This is a genomic window from Rhodococcus aetherivorans (genome assembly GCF_011058165.1).
In the GTDB taxonomy this organism is placed as follows: domain Bacteria; phylum Actinomycetota; class Actinomycetes; order Mycobacteriales; family Mycobacteriaceae; genus Rhodococcus; species Rhodococcus aetherivorans.
The window spans coordinates 34833-57931 of the sequence record NZ_JAALEG010000019.1 but is presented as its reverse complement, the minus strand read 5'-3'; the positions used below and the strand labels follow the sequence as shown (position 1 = coordinate 57931).

Annotated in this window: 18 protein-coding genes; 6 read left to right on the top strand and 12 right to left on the bottom strand. The window is 71.3% G+C overall.

All coding sequences use genetic code 11. From position 1 onward, the window contains the following. Positions 1-8: 8 nt before the first annotated feature. Together G6039_RS10625 and G6039_RS10620 are read right to left on the bottom strand one after the other, a co-directional pair. Positions 9-1169 (bottom strand): hypothetical protein, encoded by a 1161-nt coding sequence (locus G6039_RS10625; protein WP_043799909.1) that lies wholly within the window; start codon positions 1167-1169, stop codon positions 9-11. A gap of 13 nt (positions 1170-1182) precedes the next feature. After that, complete coding sequence (locus G6039_RS10620) at positions 1183-2109, bottom strand: metal-dependent hydrolase (protein ID WP_006947759.1); 927 nt, start codon at positions 2107-2109, stop codon at positions 1183-1185. Positions 2110-2355: 246 nt separating this feature from the next. Here G6039_RS10620 and G6039_RS10615 point away from each other — a divergent pair, with 246 nt between their 5' ends. Next, entirely contained in the window at positions 2356-3006 is a 651-nt protein-coding gene (locus G6039_RS10615; protein ID WP_006947757.1) for a TetR/AcrR family transcriptional regulator, read from the top strand. Positions 3007-3117: 111 nt separating this feature from the next. Here the strand turns inward: G6039_RS10615 and G6039_RS10610 are convergent, their stop codons facing one another. After that, entirely contained in the window at positions 3118-4659 is a 1542-nt protein-coding gene (locus tag G6039_RS10610; protein WP_006947747.1) for an amino acid permease, read from the bottom strand. 217 nt (positions 4660-4876) lie between these two features. On the opposite strand from G6039_RS10610, the gene G6039_RS10605 reads away from it, so the two are divergent. After that, positions 4877-5386: an Lrp/AsnC family transcriptional regulator gene (locus G6039_RS10605; protein WP_006947744.1), complete on the top strand. Its 510-nt coding sequence runs from the start codon at positions 4877-4879 to the stop codon at positions 5384-5386. 97 nt (positions 5387-5483) lie between these two features. On the opposite strand, the gene G6039_RS10600 is transcribed toward G6039_RS10605, so the two are convergent. Further along, positions 5484-6575, bottom strand: a complete 1092-nt coding sequence (locus G6039_RS10600) for a Glu/Leu/Phe/Val family dehydrogenase (protein ID WP_043800833.1) — start codon at positions 6573-6575, stop codon at positions 5484-5486. Positions 6576-6630: 55 nt separating this feature from the next. Further along, positions 6631-10092, bottom strand: coding sequence for an indolepyruvate ferredoxin oxidoreductase family protein (locus G6039_RS10595; protein WP_043800838.1), 3462 nt, complete (start codon positions 10090-10092; stop codon positions 6631-6633). Positions 10093-10767: 675 nt separating this feature from the next. Between G6039_RS10595 and G6039_RS10590 the strand changes: the two genes are divergently transcribed. Then, positions 10768-11088, top strand: coding sequence for a PASTA domain-containing protein (locus tag G6039_RS10590; RefSeq protein WP_043800842.1), 321 nt, complete (start codon positions 10768-10770; stop codon positions 11086-11088). A 221-nt stretch (positions 11089-11309) separates the two neighbouring features. Here G6039_RS10590 and thiM read toward each other — a convergent pair whose 3' ends face one another. From thiM to G6039_RS10570, 4 genes are all read right to left on the bottom strand, one after another. Continuing rightward, positions 11310-12158: a hydroxyethylthiazole kinase gene (thiM, locus tag G6039_RS10585; protein ID WP_043800876.1), complete on the bottom strand. Its 849-nt coding sequence runs from the start codon at positions 12156-12158 to the stop codon at positions 11310-11312. A gap of 38 nt (positions 12159-12196) precedes the next feature. Next, the gene (locus tag G6039_RS10580) at positions 12197-15208 is read right to left on the bottom strand and encodes a bifunctional [glutamine synthetase] adenylyltransferase/[glutamine synthetase]-adenylyl-L-tyrosine phosphorylase (RefSeq protein WP_043800846.1); all 3012 of its coding nucleotides are present in this window, start codon (positions 15206-15208) and stop codon (positions 12197-12199) included. A 120-nt stretch (positions 15209-15328) separates the two neighbouring features. Continuing rightward, entirely contained in the window at positions 15329-16666 is a 1338-nt protein-coding gene (locus tag G6039_RS10575) for a glutamine synthetase family protein (RefSeq protein WP_029544266.1), read from the bottom strand. Positions 16667-16750: 84 nt separating this feature from the next. After that, positions 16751-18295 (bottom strand): alpha/beta hydrolase, encoded by a 1545-nt coding sequence (locus tag G6039_RS10570; protein ID WP_043800849.1) that lies wholly within the window; start codon positions 18293-18295, stop codon positions 16751-16753. A 191-nt stretch (positions 18296-18486) separates the two neighbouring features. Between G6039_RS10570 and panB the strand changes: the two genes are divergently transcribed. The 3 genes from panB to pip all read left to right on the top strand — a co-directional run bounded on the left by panB (position 18487) and on the right by pip (position 20828). Next, on the top strand, positions 18487-19335 hold the full coding sequence (gene panB / locus G6039_RS10565) for a 3-methyl-2-oxobutanoate hydroxymethyltransferase (protein ID WP_006947723.1): 849 nt from the start codon (positions 18487-18489) through the stop codon (positions 19333-19335). A 93-nt stretch (positions 19336-19428) separates the two neighbouring features. Continuing rightward, a complete protein-coding gene (locus G6039_RS10560) occupies positions 19429-19869 on the top strand; it encodes a hypothetical protein (RefSeq protein ID WP_006947721.1) in 441 nt (146 codons plus the stop codon). Beyond that, complete coding sequence (gene pip / locus G6039_RS10555) at positions 19869-20828, top strand: prolyl aminopeptidase (protein WP_006947714.1); 960 nt, start codon at positions 19869-19871, stop codon at positions 20826-20828. The genes G6039_RS10560 and pip overlap by 1 nt, the downstream gene beginning before the upstream one ends. 3 nt (positions 20829-20831) lie before the next feature. On the opposite strand, the gene G6039_RS10550 is transcribed toward pip, so the two are convergent. Genes G6039_RS10550 through G6039_RS10540 form a run of 3 tightly spaced genes read right to left on the bottom strand, consistent with a single transcriptional unit; the run spans position 20832 to position 23061 of the window. Then, positions 20832-21428 (bottom strand): CHAP domain-containing protein, encoded by a 597-nt coding sequence (locus tag G6039_RS10550; RefSeq protein WP_006947713.1) that lies wholly within the window; start codon positions 21426-21428, stop codon positions 20832-20834. A 27-nt stretch (positions 21429-21455) separates the two neighbouring features. Next, positions 21456-22865: an RNB domain-containing ribonuclease gene (locus G6039_RS10545; RefSeq protein ID WP_043800851.1), complete on the bottom strand. Its 1410-nt coding sequence runs from the start codon at positions 22863-22865 to the stop codon at positions 21456-21458. A 16-nt stretch (positions 22866-22881) separates the two neighbouring features. Then, positions 22882-23061, bottom strand: coding sequence for a hypothetical protein (locus tag G6039_RS10540; protein ID WP_006947711.1), 180 nt, complete (start codon positions 23059-23061; stop codon positions 22882-22884). Positions 23062-23099: the final 38 nt, after the last annotated feature.

Here is a 23099-nt window from a genome sequence, read left to right as displayed (position 1 = left end):
CGAATCTGCTATCCGGCGTGCGTCGCGTCCCGCTCGTGCGCGGGCGATGTGTCGCCCGGTTCACCCCCTCCGCGGTGTGCGGTGAACGTGGCGGCGACGCACAGCAGTGCGACGACGAAACACGCCAGCGTGTACCACAGGTTTCCCACCGGATCTCCGGTGCTCGTCACGCCGTCGACGGCACGGAGGAAGTCGGGCAACGCGGCCGCCCAGAGGAACGCCATGACGCACAGGTACACCACGCTGTAGGCCTGGACGAAGCGGTTCGTGTAGGGAGGAACGTCCGGCTCGCCCCGCCGCAGCCGCACCCATCGGCGCACGAGCACCGCGCTCGCGACGAGTGTGACGACGACCAGTTCCACCGCGTACAGCACTCCCCGGACCGTCGTGCTTCCCATGCCCAGGACCGTGGCCGGGAGCGGGAGGACGAACGTGCCCAGCGACGCCAGCAGGCCGATCACGACCGTGCGCCACACCAGCTCGAGACCGGAGAAGTGCCGGCCGCGGTCGACGTGGCGACCGACGAAGAACTGCACGCACAACGCGAGCGACATCGGCCAGAGCGCGGCGAACACCACCACACTCGGGAGCGGGACCGCATCGAACATGGGCTGGTTGACCGGATTCGTCACCGACCAGTGCCACCATCGCAACTGCGGTCCGAGGTGGTCGAAGATCTCGTAGAACGCGTGGTGAACGAAGCCCACGCAGACCGCACCGACGAGAACCCCGTAGCCCCGGAAAACGCCCAGCATTCTGACGATCTCGAAGGCCAGCGTGGCCATCAGCGGGTAGATCGCGACGATGTACAGCGGGAGCCGGCCCCACAGGAACTCCACCGTGAACACGTTGTGGGCGAACATCGTGTCCACGTGCTCCTCGATGCCGAATGCGGCGGGGAAGTACAGCGGTGGCTCGATGAGGAACAGGTAGGCGGTGGCGCCGAACCAGAGCACCAGGTTGGTGGGATCGCCGTGGCGACGCAGGCGCACGACGGCGAGCACGAGCGCGAGCACGGCACCGAACACGACGGTGACCTCGAGAACCGGAAGGGTCCAGTTCTCCAGGGCCGACGGGTTGCGGACCTCGACGAGGCCACCGGCCTCCTCGCACGAGAAGCCCAGGGACGTGGCGAGTTCGGCGAAGGTGGGTGAACACAGGTCGGTCATCGCTCCGGCCCCCCTACGATGCGACCGCGTCGGCGGTGTACCAGCGCGTGACGTCGTAGCCGTCCTCGTAGCGCCGGAACCACACGTCCGCGAGTGCCGGCAGCTTCTCGTGGGCCGGGTTGTGCTTCGGCAACTGGCTCCGGACGACTCCCGCCAGGGCGACGAGTTGCTCACCGAGCGGGAGATCGTCGAACGCGCGCGGCAGGGGGCCGTGGTCCTCCGCGTGCAGCAGCGGCAACCACGTGCGCAGGCGCTGCTTGCGCCGGTAGGACGCGAACATCGACAGAGCGTCGATCCTCCGGTCCGCCAAGGGAACATGCTCGTTGAAGCCCTCGCAGGCCAGCCGGATGACCTTCAGCACATGACGGAAGACCGACGGGGCCACGCGCATCCGGTAGATGTCGGAGCCGACGACGGAGTCGAAGACGACGAGCGCCGAACTCCGATGTTCGACCTCCTCGACGAAGTGCCAGATGAACAGCGACGCCACCCGGTCGTCTCCGGGCCGGAACAGGGCCGCCTCGTTGTCGAGCATCAGCTTGAACACCGGAGTGAAGGTCGCTTCGAGATCCGCGGTGTAGGCGAGCCGGTAGTTCAGCGAGGTCTCCGCGGTGAGCCGGTCGAACTCTCCGATGACGTCGTCGAGAGTCTCCCGGAGCCCCGGGTACTGCTTGATCAGGGCCCTGACGTGTTGGCGGTGCGCGGTCGAGTGCTGCCCCTCCTGACGCATGAACGCGTCCGCCTCCGCGGCGACCTCGGGGTCGGTGATCAGCGGCTTGGTCTGGAGAATCATCTTCACGATCATCTTCTCGAAGCCGATCGCCAGGAACGAGACCGCGTTGGCCATGCTCGAGAAGGCCGGATTCGCGTCGTTCCACAGGAAGGGCACGTCGTAGTCCTCGAACGCGAAGTTCATCTTTCGGATCTGCAGATCGGTCACGCGCTACCCCTCGTCGTCCGGAAATGGGCTGGGCCGGGGCCCCGCAGAGGCCCCGCGCCGCGGTGCCGTGATCATACATAGATCGACCAACACGTATGATGAGAACGTGTTATCGAAACCGTGGACGGCCCCGCGGGCGGCGGGCCACCCCGTGCTACCGTCGGTCGTTCGAGCGGACGGCCGACAGGCCCCACCATGCGGAGGGCCCGCCGTTCCGGATGCGGTGCGATCCGAGGAAGCGGAGCAGTGGCACGGAGACGCGGGTGGGGCGGCAGCCCACCGGAGAACGACGACGAAGCGTCCCGCCGGATCGTCTCCGCTGCAGTCGATCTGATCGGGCGTACGGGTTCCGTCATCAGCATCGCCGATGTCGCGGAGTCGCTGGGCGTCATCCGCCAGACGGTGTACCGCTACTTCCCCAGCGCGGATGCACTGATGCGGGCCGCGGCGATCGCATCGGTCGACGGATTCCTCGCTCGACTGACCCGGCACATCCGCGGCATCGAGGATCCCGTCGACGCGATGACCGAAGGCGTGGTCTACACCCTGGCCGAGGTACGCCGGACGCCGCATCTGGGCATCCTGCTCACGGGCACGTACTCGAACGTCCATCCCGACGGCCTCACCTCCGAAGAGGCACGCGAGTTCGGGATGACGATGATCAAGCGTTTCGACGTCGACTGGGAGCGCTACGGGTACGACGACGCGGCACTCCACGAACTCGTCGAATACGTGCTGCGCACGATGCAGTCGTTCTTCGTCTCCCCCGGCAACCCCCCGCGGAGCGACGACGAGCTGCGGCGCTATCTCCGACGCTGGATGGGCGCCGCGATCCTCGCCCAGTGCCCGACCGCGGCACGCGCCTCCTCCGGCGGCGTCCGAGACGACAGCGCGTGACGGGAACCGGCCCGGACCGGCGATCCCGGTGCGCCCGCCGGTGCCGATCGCACGCCGTCGCACGGCCGCGGCCCCGGAGCGGTCGCTCCGGGGCCGCGGCCGATCGCCGCGCTAGACCGGCTCGGGCTCGCGGACGACCTGCGGCGTCTCCGCCCGCTCGGCCGCCTCGGCCCGCAGCCGCTGCCCGAGCACCGACTTGCGCCGACCGTAGACGAAGTAGATCACCACGCCCAGGGCCATCCAGGCCACGAACCGCATCCACGTCTCGACGGACAGGTTGAGCATCAGCCAGCCGCACGCGAGGACCGCGAGGATCGGCACCAGCGGCACGAGCGGCACCCGGAACCCGCGCGGCAGGTCGGGGCGGGTCCGGCGGAGCACCATCACGCCGATGCACACCAGCACGAAGGCGAACAGCGTGCCGATGTTGACCATCTCCTCGAGCACACCCATCGGGAACACCGCGGCGAGGACGGCGACGATGCCGCCGACCAGCAGGGTGATGCGTACCGGGGTGCCCTTACGGCCCGTCGTGGCCAGCTGCCGCGGCATCAGCCCGTCCCGGGACATCGCGAACAGCACGCGGGTCTGGCCGAGCATCATCACCATCACGACCGTGGTGAGGCCGGCGAGGCCGCCGACGTTGATCGCCATCTGCGCCCACGTGATGCCGTGCGCCTCGAACGCGGTGGCCAGCGTGGCGCTGCCGTCGCCGACGAGCGCGCTGCCCGTCCGCAGGTCGGTGTACTTCACCATGCCGGTCAGCACCAGCGTGACGCCCACGTAGAGGACCGTGACGATGGCGAGCGAGGCGAAGATGCCGCGCGGCAGCGCCTTCTGCGGGTTCTTCGTCTCCTCCGCGGTGGTGGCGACCACGTCGAATCCGATGAATGCGAAGAACACCAGGCTCGCGGCGGCGAGCAGGCCGTACCATCCGTAGCTGCTGCCGTCGGCTCCGGTGAGCGCCGAGAACAGCGACTGGTGCACGCCGCTCGCGGTGCTCTGCGCCCCCTCGGCCGGCGGGATGTAGGGCGAGTAGTTGCTCTTGTCGATGTAGAAGACGCCGACCACGATGACCAGCAGGACGACCGCAACCTTGATGGCGGTGACGACGGCCGACACCCGCGAGGACACCTTGGTGCCGACGACGAGCACGACCGTGATCGCGCCGACGATGAGCAGCGCCCCCCAGTCGACCGCAAGCGGCCCGAGATGCATCGTGGTGTGCCCGCTGCCGCCGAGCATGCCACCGAGGTACAGCGACCAGCCCTTGGCGACGACGGCGGAGGCGAGCGCGAACTCGAGGATCAGGTCCCAGCCGATGATCCAGGCGACGAACTCACCGAAGGTGGCGTACGAGAAGGTGTAGGCGCTGCCGGCGACGGGGACGGTCGACGCGAATTCGGCGTAACACAGGGCAGCGAGACCACACGTGATCGCGGCGAGCACGAATGCCAGCGAGATCGACGGGCCGGCGACGTTGCCCGCGGTGCGTGCGGTGAGGGTGAAGATGCCGGCGCCGATCACCACGGCGACGCCGAACACGGTCAGGTCTTTGGCGGTCAGCTCTCTTCGCAGCCGCGAACAGGGTTCGTCGGTGTCCGCGATCGACTGTTCGACGGATTTGGTGCGCCAGATGCCGACTCCGGGCATGGTGTGCTCCTCGGGATGGGATTGTGGGCCCGCCGGACCTCGTGGGCGACCGGGGGCGTGACACTCGCAGGCGACGCATTGTGGTGCCGCAGAGCGGGATTGCGTGAGCAATTCAGTGCAGCAATCATGGCACTGTCACAATTCGTGTCAATATCTTCCGCACCAGCTATTCACAATGCTTAAATGTGATGCGCATCACAACAGAAAGGGTGTCACCGTGCTCAGTTTCGATCGGCTCGACGCGGCTCTTCTCGCCGAGCTCACCCACAACCCGCGGGCCGGCATCGTCGATCTGGCAGCGAAGCTCGGCGTCGCGCGCAACACCGTCCAGTCGCGGATCCGGAAGCTCGAGGAGTCCGGCGCCGTGACGGGATACCGGCCGGTGGTGGATCTGCCGAAGCTCGGCCTGCCGCTGCAGGCGTTCATCGGCGCAGAACTGGTGCAGGCCCGGATGGGTCACGTCATCGCGGAGCTCGAGCGGTTCCCCGAGGTGCTCGAGGTGCACGCGACGACGGGTCGGGAGGACCTGCTGATCCGGATGGCGGCGCAGTCGCAGGAGGATCTGCTCCTGCAGCTCGAACGAATCCATGCGATCGAGGGCGTCGCGCACACCACGACCACGCTGGCGCTGACGACGCCGGTGCCGTACCGGACGCAGCCCCTGCTCGAACACCTCACCCGCGACTCCGGGCACGGGCGCTCCGCGCCGGTGAGCGACCGGCACTGAGGGACCGGCGTTGAGGGACCGGCGTCGAGGGACATCGGTCTCCGGGTACGCGAGAAGGGGGAGGCACCGCGGTGCCTCCCCCTCGCCGTACCGCCCGTCAGGCGGCGTCGATACGCCGCTCGGCGACCCGGTTCGCGGCCGCGCCGGGCCCGATGTCCAGGGTCCGCGACATCTCGAAGATCTCGGCCGTGCGGTCGAAGATCGCGTCCACCCGGGACCGGACGACGGTCGGGTCGGATCCGTCGACCTCCCCCGCGACCTGGATCAGGCCGCCGGCGTTGGCGACGTAGTCCGGCACCCACGTGATGCCGCGGTCGCGCAGGATGTCCTCGACCTCCGGGCGGGCCAGCTGGTTGTTCGCCGCACCGCACACCAGACGCGCACCGAGCACCCCGGCGGTCGACGGGGTCAGCGTTCCCCCCAGGGCACACGGTGCGTACACATCCAGCGGCGCCGCGACGACGCCGTCGGCGACCCGTGCCGCCGGGAACTCGGCGGCCACCCGGGCGAGAGCCACCGGGTTCACATCCGAGACCACCACGTCGGCGCCGTCCGCGGTGAGCAGCCCCACCAGTTCGTAGCCCACCTTCCCGAGCCCCTCGACACCCACGGTGCGGCCGGCGAGAGTCGTTGTTCCCCAGACATGCTCGGCTCCGGCGCGCATCGCCTGGAACACGCCGAGCGCGGTGAGCGGCGAGCTGTCCCCGGATCCGCCGGCCGCGGGAGTGCGTCCCACCGCGTGCGAGGTCTGGCGGCCGATCACGTCCAGGTCGCCGGCGTGGGTACCGACGTCGGCGGCGGTGATGTAGCGGCCACCGAGGGACTCGACGAACCGTCCGTACGCGGCGAGCAGCGCCTCGCTCTTGTCCGTGGCGGGGTCACCGAGGATGACGGCCTTGCCGCCGCCGAGGTTCACGCCCGCGACCGCGGCCTTGTAGGTCATGCCCCACGACAGCCGCAGCACGTCCTCGAGCGCCCGGGCCTCGTCGGCGTACGGGTAGAAGCGGGTGCCGCCGAGCGCGGGCCCGAGCGCGGTGGAGTGGATCGCGACGATCGCGCGCAAGCCGGTCGCGGCGTCCTGACAGAAGACGACCTGCTCGTGTGGGCGGTCGGACAGGCACCGGGATCGGCCGAAGACACCGGCGGGGGCGTCGGAGGTGGCCGAACGGGCGAGGGTCGGTGTGGTCACGTGATGGGTTCCTTTCCAGAAGAATGTATTCGGGATGTCGAGAATCGGTGGCGGCTCAGAAGTCGATCTCGACGCCGAGCTCGGCGAGCCGCGCGCGGTACTGCTCGACGGAGCGCAGCTTGACGTCCTCGTAGCCGCGGACCGTGTCCGGCAGAGCCGCGACCTGCACCGCGCGGTCGTAGGTGGCGGCATCGAGGTCGGCGGCGAGGCGATCGACCGTGGCCGTGTAGTGCGCGAGCAGGGCGCGCTCGACCTTCCGGACGTGCGCGTAACCGAACGGATCGAGGCGGGTGCCGCGCAGGCGCCTGCCCTTGGCCAGGATCCGCAGCGCCGCGTGCGACTTCGGTCCGAACCCGATCTTCTTGGTGCGGCCGAGCGCCCGCAGGACCGGCGGGTGCAGCCGGTAGGTCAGCTGCTCACCGCCGGGCACCTGAGCGCGTACCTCGTCGAGGAACGTGGGGTCGACGAGCAGTCGCGCGACCTCGTACTCGTCCTTGTAGGCGGTGAACTTGAACAGCCCGCGCGCGACGGCCTCGCTGAGGTCGGTGCGGTCGGTGACACGGCGTTCGGCCGCCCACACGGACTGCACCCGGTCGATGTAGCGGGCGGCGAGGCGTTCGCCCTGGAAGTCGATGAGCGCGGCGGCACGCACCCGCACGAGCCGCAGCACCTCGCCGTCGAGGGTGGTGTCCGCGAACAGGGCGTCCGGGGCGACGGTGACCTTCGGCTGCGGGCGGGCCGGTTCGGTTGCGGCCGCGAACGCGCCGGGGTCGGCGATCGCCACGCGGCCCCACCGGAACGCCGCGATGTTCGCCGCCACCGCGACACCGTTGATCTCGATCGCCTCCTCGACGGACTCGGCGGGGATCTGCAGGCCGCCGAGTTGATGGGCGGCGCCGACGATCAGGAAGTTCGCGGCGGCGGTGTCGCCGAACAGTGCCTGGGCGGCGGCGAGAGCGTCGAACGAGGCCGACCGGCGGGTCGCCGCGTCCAGCCGGGACAGCAGCTCCTGTTCGTCGGGGTGGCGGATCGACCTGTCGTACACCATGTCCCCGGTGGGGGTGCGGCTCGTCGAGGCCACCGCGACGGTCGTGGCAGGATCGGCGTAGGCGAGGTTCTTCGCATCCGCCGCGGTGAGCAGGTCCAGCGCCAGCAGGCACGACGCCCCGCCGGTGGTCACCCGGTTGCCGGGTTCGAGACCGTCGGCGGCGAACCGTAGGTGCGAGACCACCGGGCCGGCCTTCTGGCTCATACCGATCTGGTCCAGGGATTCGACGTCGAAGCCGGCGCGCAGCGCGGCGGTCGCGAGCACCTGGTTGACGGTGACGATGCCGGTGCCACCGATGCCGGCGAGGAAGATGTTGCGGGTGCCCACCGCGGAGCCGGGATCGGGGTCGGGCACGGCCGGGGGCACCGGGACGGTGCGGCGCTGCGGCGTGCGTCCGGGCGCGACCTCGACCGTCACGAACGACGGGCACTCCCCGTCGAGGCAGGAGTAGTCGGTGTTGCACGACGTCTGGTCGATGCGGGTCTTGGACCCGAACTCGGTGTCGACCGGCTGCACCGACAGGCAGTTGCTCTTGACGCCGCAGTCGCCGCAGCCCTCGCACACCGCCTCGTTGATCACCACGCGCGTGGTGCGGGCGGGCAGGGTGCCGCGCTTGCGCTGCCGCCGCGCATCGGCCGCGCAGTGCTGGTCGTAGATGAGCACGGTGACGCCCGGGACCTCGCGCAGCAGCCGCTGCGCCTCGTCGAGCCGGTCGCGGTGCCAGACCGTCACGCCGCGGGCGAGGGAGCGCTTGCGGTGCCGCTTCGGTTCGTCGGAGCAGACGATGATCCGCCGCACCCCCTCGGTGGTGAGCTTGTGGGTGAGCGCGGGAATCGTCAACGCGCCCTCGGCGTCCTGCGCCCCGGTCATCGCGACGACGTCGTTGTAGAGCAGCTTGAAGGTGATGTTCACCCCGGCCGCGACGCACGCCTGCACGGCGAGCTGGCCGGAATGGAAATACGTTCCGTCGCCGAGGTTCTGGAACATGTGCGGGATGTCGGTGAACGGTGCCTGGCCGATCCACTGCGCGCCCTCGCCGCCCATCTGGGTCAGCCCGGTGACGGCGCTGTCGGCGCGGCCGGACATCGTGACGAGCGCGTGGCAGCCGATGCCGCCGCCGCCGATCGAGCCCTCCGGCAGGGCGGTGGAGCGGTTGTGCGGGCAGCCGCTGCAGAAGTACGGGGTGCGCTTGGCCGACAGCACCTCCAGGGGCAGCGACGGGAGCGGCGCGGGTCCGAGGTCCACGTGGCCGCGCAGTACCCGGCGCAGCGGCCCGCGGATCCGGCCGGCGGTCAGTTCGCCGTCGACGGGCATCAGCGGGCGGCCGTCGGCGTCCTTCTTGCCGACGATGCGCGGCGGGGCGTCGGTGCCGTAGAGGATCTCGCGGATCTGGGTTTCGACGAACGCGGTCTTGTCCTCGACGACGACGAGTTGGTCGAGGCCGGAAGCGAATTCGCGGACCAGGTCGGGGCCGATCGGGTACGGCATGCCGATGCGCAGCAGCCGGATCCCGGCGCGATGCAGGTCGGCGTCGGTCACCCCGAGGTCGAGCAGCGCCTGCCGCAGCGCGTCGAACGTGGTACCGGTGGCGGCCAGCCCGATCCGGGCGTGCGGGGGGTCGACCTCCACGACGTCCAGCCCGTTGGCCTTCCCGTAGGCGTGGACCATCGCCCAGCGCGGCCCGTACAGGTCGGCCTCGGCGATCACGCTGTCGCTCGGCGCAGCCATCGGACGCTGACGGTAGACGAACGGCTTTCCCTCCCAATCGATCTCGGGAACCGTGATGCGCAGGTCCGCGACCGAGCCGTCGACGGACCACGCGCCGTCGGCGACGTCCGCGACGATCTTGAGCGCGACGAGGCAGCCCGAGGCGCGCGACAGCGCGACCCCGTGCAGGCCCATCGAGACGATCTCGGCGGCGTTGCGGGGGAAGAGCACCGGGATGCCGAGGGCCGCGAGGGACCGTTCGCTCACCGCGGGCACGGTCGACGACTTCGATGCCGGGTCGTCGCCGACCATCAGCAGCACGCCGCCGTTCGGGTCGACGCCGTACATGTTGGCGTGCCGCAGCGCGTCGGTGGCCCGGTCCAGACCGGGGCCCTTGCCGTACCAGACACCGACGACAGCATCGTGGGTGGGCGTGCCCGCCCCGAGCCGGCCCTGACTCCCCCACACGGACGTCGCGGCGAGTTCCTCGTTGAAGCCGGGCACGAAGGTGATGTCGTGCTCGGCGAGAACCTTCGGCATGCCGTGCAGCAGCTTGTCGAGGCCGCCGAGGGGGCTGCCGGGGTACCCGGAGACGAACGTGGCCACGCGACGTCCGTCGCGGATGTCGCGCACGTGCTGCTCGACGAGCTGCCGGGCGATCGCCTGGACGCCGGTGAGCAGCACCGTGCCCGAGCCGGAGCGGTACCGGTCGTCCAGGTCGTAGGGAAGACGCTCGATTCCGCGGACCGCGGTCTCGGTCATCGCACACCACCGTTCCTTTGCTGCGACATGTGTTGTGCAGCGTCGCTCAAGTCACATCAACTGGTGCAGCAATGATCGACATAGCTGATTGATTTCGTCAACACACAAGTTCTCAGCGAATCATAATGTTCAAATGTGACCCGCGACACACTCGACAAATGGTCACCGTGATCAGCGGGCGGGTGTCGCACCACCGGCGACGCAGACCCGGCCGGCTCGATGCGCCGTAGCGGACCGGCCCGTCCGCCCTCGCTCCGGGATCCGTCGCCCGGCTCCGTGCGCGGTTCCGTTCGATGGCAGATCCGGGCCGTGGACACCGCCGCCATGCACACCGACGCCGAGAGCACCGCCGCCGAAACCGTTCCGGGGAGGCTGCCAGTTCTGCCGGATTTGTCAGGAGCCGGGAGTACCCTGAAGTGGCGCCGGCCGGTTCCGGGCCGGAGCGCCTGGGGAACTGCCGATGAAAGCTTGCGTACCCCGCCATGCCGGGGCACTGTCGTCCACGGCCGGACCGTCGTCCGTGCCGCGGGGCCGCGCGCCGCCGCCCGGTCCCGTCCTCCCGACCGCGCCGATAGACCACATCTGACGGACCCCGCTCACCGGCATGCCCGGGCGGAACGGGTGTCCCCCACCGGATTCACTCCATCGCGACATCGTTCCCGAAAGGACGTTGTCATGCGCACCACCCTCCCGGCCGCCCTGTGCGCGGCCGCCGCCACCCTCCTTCTCGGATCCGGCATCGCCGCAGCGCAACCCGCGCCCGATGTCGTCGGCCTCAGCGAACAACAGGCGATCGCCCTCCTGGATGCGGAAGGCATCCCGTACCGGATCACCAACCGCGCCGGCAATCTGTCCGGCGAGTGCCGCGTCACCGAACAACGGGATCGCGGCTATCGCACCGAAGTCGACTACGTGTACGACCACGACGACAACGAGTTCGATCGTGTCGAACGGCAGGTGTGGTTGGGCGTCGGCCTCGTCGTAGTCTGCCGCTGACCTCTCGCTTCGCGAACCGCATCGCGCACCACCGTGCACCCCTCGCGACCCGGGGGGATGCACGGTGGTGCCGCATGCGCCCAACCGATCCGGCGGAACCGCCTCGACGAACGCGTTCCCCGCACCCTCACCGGGCACGCACCGAGCGCCTTGCCCGAATTATCCAGTCCCGCAGGGGAATCACCCCCTGGTGGCACCCGACGTCCGGGGGCGATCGGCCCTCACGCCTGCGCCGGAATGTCCAACGGCTCGACGCGGGCACGGACCCGGAGGACGTCCGCGTTCACCGAGTACAGGGCGTCGAGGAACGCGACGGCGAAGGAGCCCGGGCCCGTGGCGTTCCCGTCGGCGATCTCCGCGGCCACCGCGACGTGGGCGTGCGCGGCGGCGAGTCCGATCAGCGCCGTGGGGGCGACGGCGAGGTATGCCGCAGCGAGGGCACCGAGCGCGCAGCCGGTGGAGGTCACGCGCGGGAGCAGGGCACTGCCGCCACCGATGCGCAGGCCGGTCGTCGCACCGGCGGCGTCGCGGCCGACGAGGTGGTCCACGGGACCGGAGGCGGACACCGCGTCGGCGTGGGCCAGCAGCGCCAGCGCGGCCGGCACCGCGGCGGCGGGGTCGTCGGAGCTGTCGACGCCGCGGGTGTCGCCACCCAGACCGGCCAGCGCGATGACCTCGGAGGCGTTGCCGCGGATCGCCGTCGGACGGAACGGGAGCAGATCCGCGGCCAGGCCGGTGCGCCACGGGAGGCCCCCCACGCCGACGGGATCGAGCACCCACGGGGTGCCCGCGTCGCGGGCGGCCTCGGCGGCCAGGGTGAACGCCGCCGCCGTCCCGTCGTCGGGGGTGCCGAGGTTGATCAGCACGCCCCCGGCGATGCGGGCGAATCCGGCGGCCTCGTGGACGTTGTCGATGTGGGCGTTGCTCGCGCCGGCGGCGAGCAGGACGTTGGTCAGGAAGTTGGCGGAGACGACGTTGGTGAGCGACTGCACCAGCGGCACCCGGGCGCGGAGAGCGTCGAGGGCGGCGGCGAGATCGTCGACGGTCGGGGGAATCGGGGCAGTGGTCACGATGAAGTCCTGAGCTGGTTCCACGGGAGGTCGGGGCCTCACGTCCCGAACACCCGCTCCACGACCCCCCGGGCACGTCGAGTGACCCGCAGATAGTGGTCGAGGAACTCGGAGGCGTCACCACCCGACCAGCCGGCGACCTGGGCGACCGCCGACAGCAGCTTGCCCGGGCCCGGCAGCTGGTCGGTTCGCTTGCCGCGCACCAGCACGAGCGCGTTGCGGGCGCGGGTGGCGGTGAGCCACGCGTCGCGCAGCAGTGCGACGTCCGCGCTGCTGAGCAGTTCTGCGGCGCCGATCGCATCGAGCGTCTCGAGCGTCGAGGTGTTGTGCAGCGACTCGATGTGGTGCGCGTGCTGCAGCTGCAGCAGCTGCACGGTCCACTCGATGTCGGCCAGGCCACCGCGGCCCAGCTTGGTGTGGGTGGCGGGGTCGGCACCGCGCGGCAACCGCTCCGAGTCGACCCGGGCCTTGATCCGCCGGATCTCGCGCACCGCGTCGTCCGACACGCCGCCGGCCGGGTACCGGGTGGCGTCGATCATGTGCAGGAACTGCAGTCCGAGCTCCGCGTCGCCGGCGACGGCGTCGGCCCGCAGCAGCGCCTGCACCTCCCAGGTCTGCGCCCACTGGGCGTAGTACGCCTGATAGGACGCGAGGGTGCGCACCATGGGTCCGCTGCGCCCCTCGGGGCGCAGGCCGGTGTCGACCTCGAGCGGCGGATCCGTGCTCGGCGCGCCGAGCAGGGTGCGCACCCGCTCGGCGACCTGGTTCGCCCACTTCACCGCGGCGGTTTCGTCCGCCCCGGGGTTCGGCTCGCAGACGAACAGCACGTCGGCGTCGGACCCGTAGCCCAGTTCGCCACCGCCCAGACGCCCCATGCCGATCACCGCGAGCCGCGCCGGCGCCGGCCCGTCCTCCTGCTCGGACGCCTTGATCACCGCGGCCAGGGCAGCCTCGAGCACCGCCGCCCACACCGCGGACAGTGCGCGGCACACCTGCGGTACGTCCAGCATCCCGAGGATGTCGGCGCTCGCGACGCGGGCGAGTTCGGCCCGGCGCAGCGACCGGGCCGCGTTGATCGCCTTGTCGGGGGCGTCGTAGCGGGCCGAGGAGGTGACGATGGCCTTGGCGACCTCGTCGGGCCGCGGTTCGAGGAGCCGGGGCCCGCCGGCGCCGTCGGCGTAGAGCCGGATGACGTCCGGGGCCCGCAACAACAGGTTGGACACGTAGGCGGAGGACCCGAGCACGGTCATGAGCCGGTCCGCGACGGACGGCTCGTCGCGCAGCGTCCGCAGGAACCACACCCGGTCGACGAGCGCCTCGGACAGGCGGCGGTAGGCGAGCAGCCCGGCGTCGGGGTCGCTCGTCTCCCCCAGCGCCTCGAGCAGTTGCGGCAGCAGCAGCGCCTGGATGCGGGCCTTGCGGGAGGCACCGCCGGACAGTGCCGTCAGGTGGCCGAGCGCGTTCTCCGGTGCGCTGTAGCCGAGCGCGGCGAGCTGCCGGACCGCGGCGTCGGGCGACAGCCGCAGCGCCTCCTTGTCCACCCGGGCCACCGACTCGAGCAGAGGCCGGTAGAACAGCTTCGCGTGCAGCTTGCGCACCCGCGCCGAGTTGCGCTTGATCTCCGACTCGAGCACCCCGAGCGCGTCGTGCCGTCCGTCGGGGCGCATGTGCGCGGCGCGGGCGAGCCAGCGCATCGCCTCCCGGTCCTCCGGGGGCGGCAGCGTGTGGGTGCGTTTGAGCCGCTGCAGCTGCAGGCGGTGCTCGAGCAGCCGCAGGAACTCGTAGGAGGCCCGCAGGTTCGCGGCGTCGTCGCGCCCGACATAGCCCCCGTCGGCGAGGGCGGACAGCGCCTGCACGGTGTTCGGTACGCGCAGCGCCTCGTCGGCGCGGCCGTGCACCAGCTGCAGCAACTGCACCGCGAACTCCACGTCGCGCAGGCTGCCCCGGCCCAGCTTGAGTTCCCGCTCGCGCAGCTCGGCGGGCACGAGTTCCTCGACGCGCCGGCGCATCGCCTGCACCTCGGGCACGAACGCCTCCCGCTCGGAGGCCGTCCACACCATGGGGCTGAGCGCCTCGACGTAGCGGCGACCGAGGTCGAGGTCGCCGGTCATGGGCCGGGCCTTGAGCAGTGCCTGGAACTCCCACGTCTTGGCCCAGCGCTGGTAGTACGCGACGTGCGAGTCCAGAGTGCGGACCAGTGCGCCGCGCTTGCCCTCGGGACGCAGCGCGGCATCGACCTCGAAGAACGCCGAGGTGCCGATCCGCATCATCTCCCCGGCGATGCGGCCGGCGCGGGCGTCGGCCGGCTCGGCGACGAACACGACGTCGACGTCGCTGACGTAGTTGAGCTCGCGGGCCCCGCACTTGCCCATCGCGATGACGGCCAGGTCGACGGGGCAGGGACCGTCCGGGACGACGCTGGCGACGGCCACCGCCAGGGCCGCCGTCAGGGCCGCGTCGGCGAGATCCGCGAGCCGCTGCCCCACCTCGAGGTACGGCAGGACCGGTTCGTTCTCGACGACGGCCGCGAGATCGGCGGCCGCGAGCAGCGCCAGCTGGTCGCGATAGCCGGTGCGCAGCGCAGCCACGGCCGCCGGACCGGTGATCGTCGCCCGGTAGATCAGACGGTTGTCTCCCGTCCCGGCCTCGGGTTCGGCCTCGACGTAGCCGAGCATCCGATCGGTGAGGGTCCGCCGGTCGGGCAGCTGCAACGTCCCGGCGAGGCCACGCCACCGATCCGGGTGGGCCACGATGTGGTCGCCCAGGGCGGACGACCCGCCGAACAGGCCGAACAACCGGCCGCGCAGCCCCTTGTCGGTGCGCAGCGCCGCGTCGAGTTCGGCCCAGCCGTCGCCGAGCGCGTCGTGCAGCCGGGCAAGGGTGCGCAGGGCGAGGTCCGCGTCGGGTGCGCGGGAGAGGGCCCACAGCAGTTCGGTGCTGTCGGTGTCGGTCCAGCCGAGCTGCCGGAGTTCGTCGGGGGCGGTCGGGGCGAGGAGGCCGAGCCGACCGGCGCTCGGTATCGCCGAACGCGCCGTCGGCGGTCTCACCATGCCGTCACCGTCGCTCCGGCGCGGGACACTACCGCCCGAGTGGGCACGGACCTCACCTCTTCGTCGTCGTCGACCGTCCGGTCCGCGGCGACGCCCTCGTGCGGCCGCGGCCGGCAGGGGTTACAAGCCCAGGTACTGATCCAGTTCGTACGGGGTGACCTGGCTGCGGTAGTTCTCCCACTCAGTCCACTTGTTGCGGAGGAAGAAGTTGAACACGTGCTCGCCGAGCGCCTCGGCCACCAGTTCCGACTTCTCCATCTCGCGCAGGGCGATGTCGAGGTCGGTCGGCAGCTCCCGGTACCCCATGGCGCGCCGCTCCGCGGAGGTCAGCGCCCACACGTCGTCCTCGGCCTCGGGGGCGAGCTCGTAGCCCTTCTCGATGCCGCGCAGGCCGGCGGCGAGTAGTACCGCGAACGTCAGGTACGGGTTGCAGGCCGAGTCGGGCGTGCGGATCTCCACCCGGCGCGAGGACGCCTTGCTCGGCGTGTACATCGGCACCCGCACCAGAGCGGAGCGGTTGGACGGGCCCCAGCAGGCCGCGGTGGGCGCCTCGCCGCCGTGCACGATGCGCTTGTAGGAGTTGACCCACTGGTTGGTCACGGCACTGATCTCGTTGGCGTGCTCGAGCACCCCGGCGATGAAGGCCTTGCCGGTGGCCGAGAGCTGCAGCGGATCGTCGGGATCGTGGAAGGCGTTGTTCTCGCCCTCGAACAGGCTCATGTGGGTGTGCATGGCCGAGCCCGCGTGCTCGCGGAACGGCTTGGGCATGAACGTCGCGCGCACGCCCTCCGACATCGCGATCTCCTTGACCACGTAGCGGAAGGTCATCACGTTGTCGGCCATGGACAGCGCGTCGGCGTAGCGCAGGTCGATCTCCTGCTGACCGGGCGCGGTCTCGTGGTGGCTGAACTCGACGGAGATGCCCATCGACTCGAGCGCGTCGATGGCGTGGCGGCGGAAGTTCGGGGCCGAGCGGTGCACCGACTGGTCGAAGTAGCCGCCGTCGTCGGCCGGCACGGGCGGCGCGCCCGGTTCACCGTTCTCGACGAGGAAGAACTCGATCTCGGGGTGCACATAGCAGCTGAAGCCGAGGTCGGATGCCTTGTTGAGCTGGCGGCGCAGCACGTGCCGCGGATCGGCCCAGCTGGGGGTGCCGTCGGGCATCGTGATGTCGCAGAACATGCGGGCCGAGTACTGCTGACCCTTGCTGTCGGCCCACGGCAGCACCTGGAAGGTCGAGGCGTCCGGCCGGGCGACCATGTCGGCCTCGGAGATGCGGGAGAATCCCTCGATGGCCGAGCCGTCGAACCCGATGCCCTCCTCGAAGGCTCCTTCGAGTTCGGCCGGGGCGATCGCCACGGACTTGAGCGTTCCGACCACGTCGGTGAACCACAAGCGCACGAACCGAATGTCGCGCTCTTCGAGGGTGCGGAGCACGAACTCCTTCTGGCGATCCATACGGCCGAGACTAGGCACAGTGCGTTAAATCCGTGTTACATCCGCGGGTTGTGGCCCCGGCGTGTCGCTCACATCGTCGCGCCGTCAGCACCGCGGGTCCGCCGCCGGCGCCTGCCCGGTCACGAAATACCTGATCACCGGGTCGTCGACGCAGGCCTCGCCGTCGAGCACGACGGTGTGCTGGGTACCCGTGAAGGTGACGAGTGCGCCGCCGAGTTGCCGCGCGAGGTCCACCCCCGCCTGGTACGGCGTTGCGGGATCCTCGGTGGTGGAGACGACGAGCACGGTCGGCAGGCCCGGCACGTCCGGGGTGTGCGGCTCACCGGTGTGCGGCACCGGCCAGAAGGCGCACAGATCCCGCGGCGCGGCGCCGCTCGCGCGGCCGTCGTCGAGGAACGGCGCGGCCTGCCGGTACAGCCGGTCGGCCTCGGCCGCGACGGCCGCGTCCGTCACCGGCGGGTCGTCCACGCACCGGATCGCGTTGAAGGCGTCGGTGGAGTTGGTGTAGGTGCCGTCGTCGCCGCGTCCCTCGTACAGGTCGGCGAGCAGCAGCAACGTGTCGCCCCGGCCCTCGGTCAGCGCCGCGAGCCCCGCCCGCAGCGAGCCCCACAGCCGCGGCGAGTACAGACCCTGCTGCACCCCCGTGATCGCGTCCCGGTGGCTCAGGCCGCGCGGATCCGTGGTCTCCGCGGGCGCCGCGATCAGCGGGTCCACCAGGGCCCGGAACCGGCCCACCGCCGCGACCGGGTCGGTGCCGAGCGCACAGTCGTCGTGGCGGGCGCAGTCCGCCGCAAACGCGTCGAACGCCGTCTGGAATCCGGCCGCCTGCAGCAGGACCTCGTCGAGGGGGTCCTGCTCGGGGTCGAGCGCACCGTCGAGCACCATCGTCCGCACCCGGTCGGGGAAGGTCTCCGCATAGAGCGTGCCGATCCGGGTGCCGTACGAGAACCCGAGGTAGTTCAGTTTCTCGTCGCCGAGGACGGAGCGGAGCACGTCGATGTCGCGCACGACCTCGCGGGTGCCCACGTGGGCGAGCAGGCCGGTCCCGGCGCGCTGCGCGCAGGCACCGGCATAGTCGCGGTGCCGCTGTTCCGTCCGCGCGATGCCCTCGGGGCTCATGTCGCCGTCGTCGGACGCGCGGTCGGCGTCCGCCTCGGCGTCGGTGCGGCAGCGCACTGCGGGCTCGGAGGCCCCGACGCCGCGGGGATCGAATCCGATCATGTCGAACCGGTCGGTCAGCTCGGTGCCGTCGGCAACGGTGGCGAGCCCGATCCCGGCCGCACCCGGCCCGCCGGGATTGACGAGCAGCGAGCCGATCCGCTGCCCGGACGCGGGCGAGCGGGAGATCGCCACCGTGATCGTCTCCCCGTTCGGGTCGTCGTAGTCTAGCGGCACCGTGATCCGCGCGCACTGCACGCCGCGGGGCAGTTGCTCGGCGTCGGGGCCGTAGTCCCGGCAGGACCCCCACTGCACCTGCTGCGCGTAGAACCGCTCGAGGCCGGCCGGGGCGCCGATCGGCGACGTCCGCGGCGGCGCGGTCTCGGTCGTGGTGCTGCAGCCGGCGGCGAGCAGCACCGCGGCGGTCAGCGCGACGGCGCGCGCCGGGACGCGGAGAGAAGGGGACGACACCCAGCGATGGTGCCACGGGCAGCATCCGCGCCGACGCGGCCGGTTCGGGTCCGGCCCGCCGCCGCATCCGGCGGATGTGACCAATCGCACCGCCGGCGCCGCTACTGCCCGAATGGAGCCGGTGGCAGACTGAGACCGTCATCACCCAACCCGGGGACCCGCACGGGCCTCGAGGCAGAAAGGGACCTCTGATGTCCGAATCCACCGCTGCCCTCTACGGCGGCTCCGCCCCGTCCGCCGCCCCTCGGCGCAAGACGCGGGTCCATCACCTGCAGGCCATGAAGGCCGAGGGCCGTCGCTGGGCCGAACTGACGGCGTACGACTACTCGAGCGCCCGCATCTTCGAGGAGGCCGGCATCCCGGTGCTGCTCGTGGGCGACTCCGCCGCCAACGTCGTCTACGGCTACGACACCACCGTGCCGGTCACGGTCGACGAAATGCTCCCCCTGGTGCGCGGCGTGGTGCGCGGCGCGCCGCACGCCCTGGTGATCGCCGACCTGCCGTTCGGCACCTACGAGGCGTCGCCCGAGCAGGCTCTCGCCACCGCCATCCGCTTCATGAAGGAGGGCGGCGCCCACGCCGTCAAGCTCGAGGGCGGCGAGCGGGTCGCCGCGCAGATCGCCGCGATCGCCGCCGCCGGCATCCCCGTCCAGGCCCACGTCGGGTTCACCCCGCAGTCGGTCAACAGCCTCGGCGGATTCCGCGTGCAGGGCCGCGGCGACGGCGCCGAACAGCTCATCGCCGACGCCATCGCCGTGCAGGAGGCCGGCGCCTTCTCCGTGGTCATGGAGATGGTGCCCGCCGACATCGCCGGCCAGGTCACCCGCAAGCTGACCATCCCCACGGTCGGGATCGGTGCCGGCAACGAGTGTGACGCCCAGGTCCTCGTGTGGCAGGACATGGCCGGCTACACCAGCGGCAAGACCGCGAAGTTCGTCAAGAAGTTCGGCAGCGTGGGCGACGAGCTGCGCCGCGCCGCGGCCGAATATGCTGCAGAGGTGGCGGCCGGGACGTTCCCCGGTCCCGAGCATTCCTTCTGATCCGGCAGGACGAGGGGAACCTGCGGCCGGTCCGGCCGGAGGTTCCGCTCACCCGTAGGCCCGGGCCTTACCGACCCGCGAGGTGCACCCCACATGATTCGTCCCCGTCGCACACTGCTCGCCGTTGCCGTCGCCGGTGCGACGATCGCCGCCCTGGGCGGGTGCGCGTCCGGCGGTCAGCCCGCCCCCACCGGCTCGACCACCGCGTCGACGCAGCCGACGACCGGCACCGGCGCGGCGGCCGAGCCGAGCGCGCTGCCCGGTGGGGTCACCGAGGCCCAGGCCGCCGAGCTGTGCTCGCAGATGGAGGCCCAGCTGCAGAGCTGGCGGACCTACACCCCGTCCATGAGCAAGCCCGGCTTGAACCTGCTGGTCGGCGAGTGGGCGGCCCGCAACGGGATCGACATGCTGGCGCTCGCCCAGGACCGTGACCGTGTCGACACGATCGCCTCGGCCCAGTGTCCGGAGGTGCGCAGCCAGGCGCTCGAGGCCCTGCAGATCCCGACCCTCGCCTCCGCGCTGGTCGGCTTCTGATGCCGTTGCGGCGGCCGTACCCGCCGATCGAGCCGTACGAGCAGGGCCTGCTCGACGTCGGCGACGGCCAGCGCATCTACTGGGAGGTCAGCGGGAATCCCGCCGGCAAGCCGGTGGTGTTCCTGCACGGCGGTCCGGGCGGCGGCACCATGCCCGCCCACCGGCAGTTCTTCGATCCGGAGGCGTACCGGATCGTGCTGTTCGATCAGCGCGGCTGCGGTCGGTCGGTGCCGCACGTCGCCGAGGGCGCGGATCTGTCCGCCAACACCACCGAGTATCTGCTCACCGACATCGAGACCCTGCGGCGACGTCTGGGGATCGGCCGCTGGCAGGTGTTCGGCGGCTCGTGGGGGTCGACGCTGGCCCTGGCCTATGCGCAGCGCCACCCGCACCGGGTCACCGAGCTGGTGCTGCGCGGCATCTTCCTGCTGCGCAGCAGCGAGATCGACTGGTATTACAACGGTGGCGCCGGACAACTGTTCCCCGAGCTGTGGGAGCGTTTCCTGGAGCCGCTGGCCGGGGCGCCGGACGGTGAGCATCCCGTCGACACGTACCACCGGCTGCTGCATTCGCCCGACCCCGACGTCGCGCTGCGGGCCGCCGTGGCGTGGTCGACGTGGGAGGGGGCGACCAGCGCCCTGCTGCCCACCCCGGAACGGATCGTGGAGACGTCGGAACCGCGTTTCGCTCTGGCGTTCGCGCGCATCGAGAACCACTACTTCCGCAACCGTGGCTTCCTCGAGGAGGGGCAGCTGCTGCGCGACGCCGGACGGCTGCGCACCATCCCCGGCGTGATCGTGCAGGGTCGCTACGACGTGGTCTGCCCCGCGACGAGCGCGTGGGAACTGCACAAGGCGTGGTCCGGCTCGGAACTCGTCGTCGTCGACGACGCCGGGCACGCCGCGAACGAGCCCGGCATCACCCATCACCTGCTCGAGGCGACCGACCGCTTCCGCTGATCCTCACCCGAGGCGGCCGAACCCGACGACCGCCGAGTCGGACGTGACGTCGACGGTGTGGACGCGGATGCGGCCGAGTTCGTTGCCGCCGACCGTCGTCGCGGTGTCGCCGTCGACCGCGACGACGATGTTGGTGTGCTGGCCGACCCACAGCTCGTTCTCGTACAGCACCACGTCGCCCACCGCCGGCCGGTACCCGTCGCCGGCCGGTTCGAATCGTCCGACCGACTCGTAGTACTCCTGCAGGGTGTACACGCCGGGGATCCGCCAGTGCCCGGAATGCGGATTGGCCAGCGGCCGATCCGCTTCCCGCATGATCCAGCTGACGAAGTTCGCGCACCAGGGCTCCTCGGCGCCCTCGGAGTAGAACGTCCCGGGCCGCTGCGTCCGGTGTTCGTCCTCGAGCAACTCCACGATCCGCGCCTGCGGGAGCGTCAACGCCGACGTGTCCACGTCCGGGAAGTCGGCGGTGTCCCAGGGCAGATACCGGCTCGGTGCCACGCGGAACACCAGCACCGCCAGGACCACAAGCACCGTCGTGAGGACGGCGAGGCCGACGAGCAGGCCCCGCGGCCGGCGCGGCGGTCGGGACGCGTTCACGGCCGCCGCTCCCGCCCGGCAGCGACGTCACGCCGGGTACGCAAACCGCACCTTCCGGGCCTGCGGGTCGGCGTGCGTCAGCCGGATCCGGATCCGGCTGCCCTCCTTCGGCTCGCCGGCGCACGGGGCGATCACGGTGGCGTCGGGCACGAACACCTCGGCGTCCCGGCGGCCGTTCGCCGCACGCAGGACCGTCGCCTCGAACGACTCCCCCACGTGCGGGGCGAGGACCGTCGCCTCGGTGAGTTCGATGCACGCGCGGGTCACCTTCCCGGCGAGCGCGTCGGAGCCGGACATCGTCTCGGGAAGCTCCGGGAGCACGGCGCGCACCGGGTCCGGCACGTCGGTGCCCGCGCAGAGCGCCAGGCACACCTCCGTCACGAACCGGTCGGCCAGCCGCCGCAGCGGCGCGGTGACGTGTGCGTACGGCGCACCGATCGCCCCGTGTCCCGGCTGCTCCGGAATCGCACCGTCGAACGCCACGTACGACGCGCCGCGCAGCAGCGCCGGGGCCTCGCTCATCAGCACCAGGGTGCCGGGCAGGTTCACGTCGAGGCCGGCCAGGAAGGTACCCACCGGCACCTGGTCCGGCCACGGCACTCCCAGGGCGGAGGCGGTGCGCCGCAGTTGCGCCACGGCCTCGGGAGCGGCCGGTGGCAGGGTCCGCAGCAGCCCGATCCGCGCGTCGAGCATCAGTCGCGCCGCACACATCCCGGTCAGCAGCGACACGTGGGAGTTCCAGTCGTCGACCTCGGTGCGCGGCTGGGTGGTCAGCCGCCAGCCGTTCCCGTCGGCGACCACGTCCTGCTCGGGCAGGCGCAGTTCGATCGCGCCGCGTGCGCGGGCCGCGGCCTCGCGGAGCCGGCCGAACTCGGATAGTGCCGCGATCGACGGGTGCACGACCCCGGCGTCGACGCCGGCCTGCACTCCGGCGTAGTCGAACCGGGCGACGGACCGGACCAGTGCGCGCCGCACGCTCACGTCCACGGGCTCGGCGGCGTCGTCGAGAACGATGCGCCACAGCGCCGCCGGACGCACGCGGCCGGGGAGGAGGCTGGCCGAATCCTCGGACAACGGCCGGGGGTGCAGCGGGACCGACCCGTCGGGCAGATAGTAGGTCTGTCCGCGGCGCCGGCTCTCGCGGTCGAGCGCGCCGTCGGGTGCGACGACGGCCGCGACGTCGGCGATCGCGTAGTGCAGGACGAAGCCGTCGACGGTGCGCTCGAGGTGCAGCGCCTGGTCGAGATCCATCGAGCCCGGCGGATCGATGGTCACCAGTGGCAGATCCGTGCGGTCCACCCGCGCGGCCGACCAGCGGTCGACCGCGGCCTCGGCCTCGGCGACGGCGGGCAGGGGATAACTGTCGTCGAGCGCGAACTCGGCGCGGACGGCACCGAAGTCGATCGCGGGCGCGACGACGATGCGGGTGTTCGTCACCGTGCTGGGGAACCGCTCAGCGGTTCCACTCCTCGTCGGCCTCGTCCGCGGCCTTGTTGCGCTCGGCCGCGATCTCGAGTGCCCGTTCGGCGGTGGCGCGGTCCGGATACGGCCCCATGCGGTTCAGCGCACTGGGGTCCTTTCCCTGGCTGACCTTTCCGGTGTGGACGTCGTAGTACCAGCCCTCGTCGCTCATGACTCCCAGTCTGCCCCAACCGACGCCGAGTTTCGGGG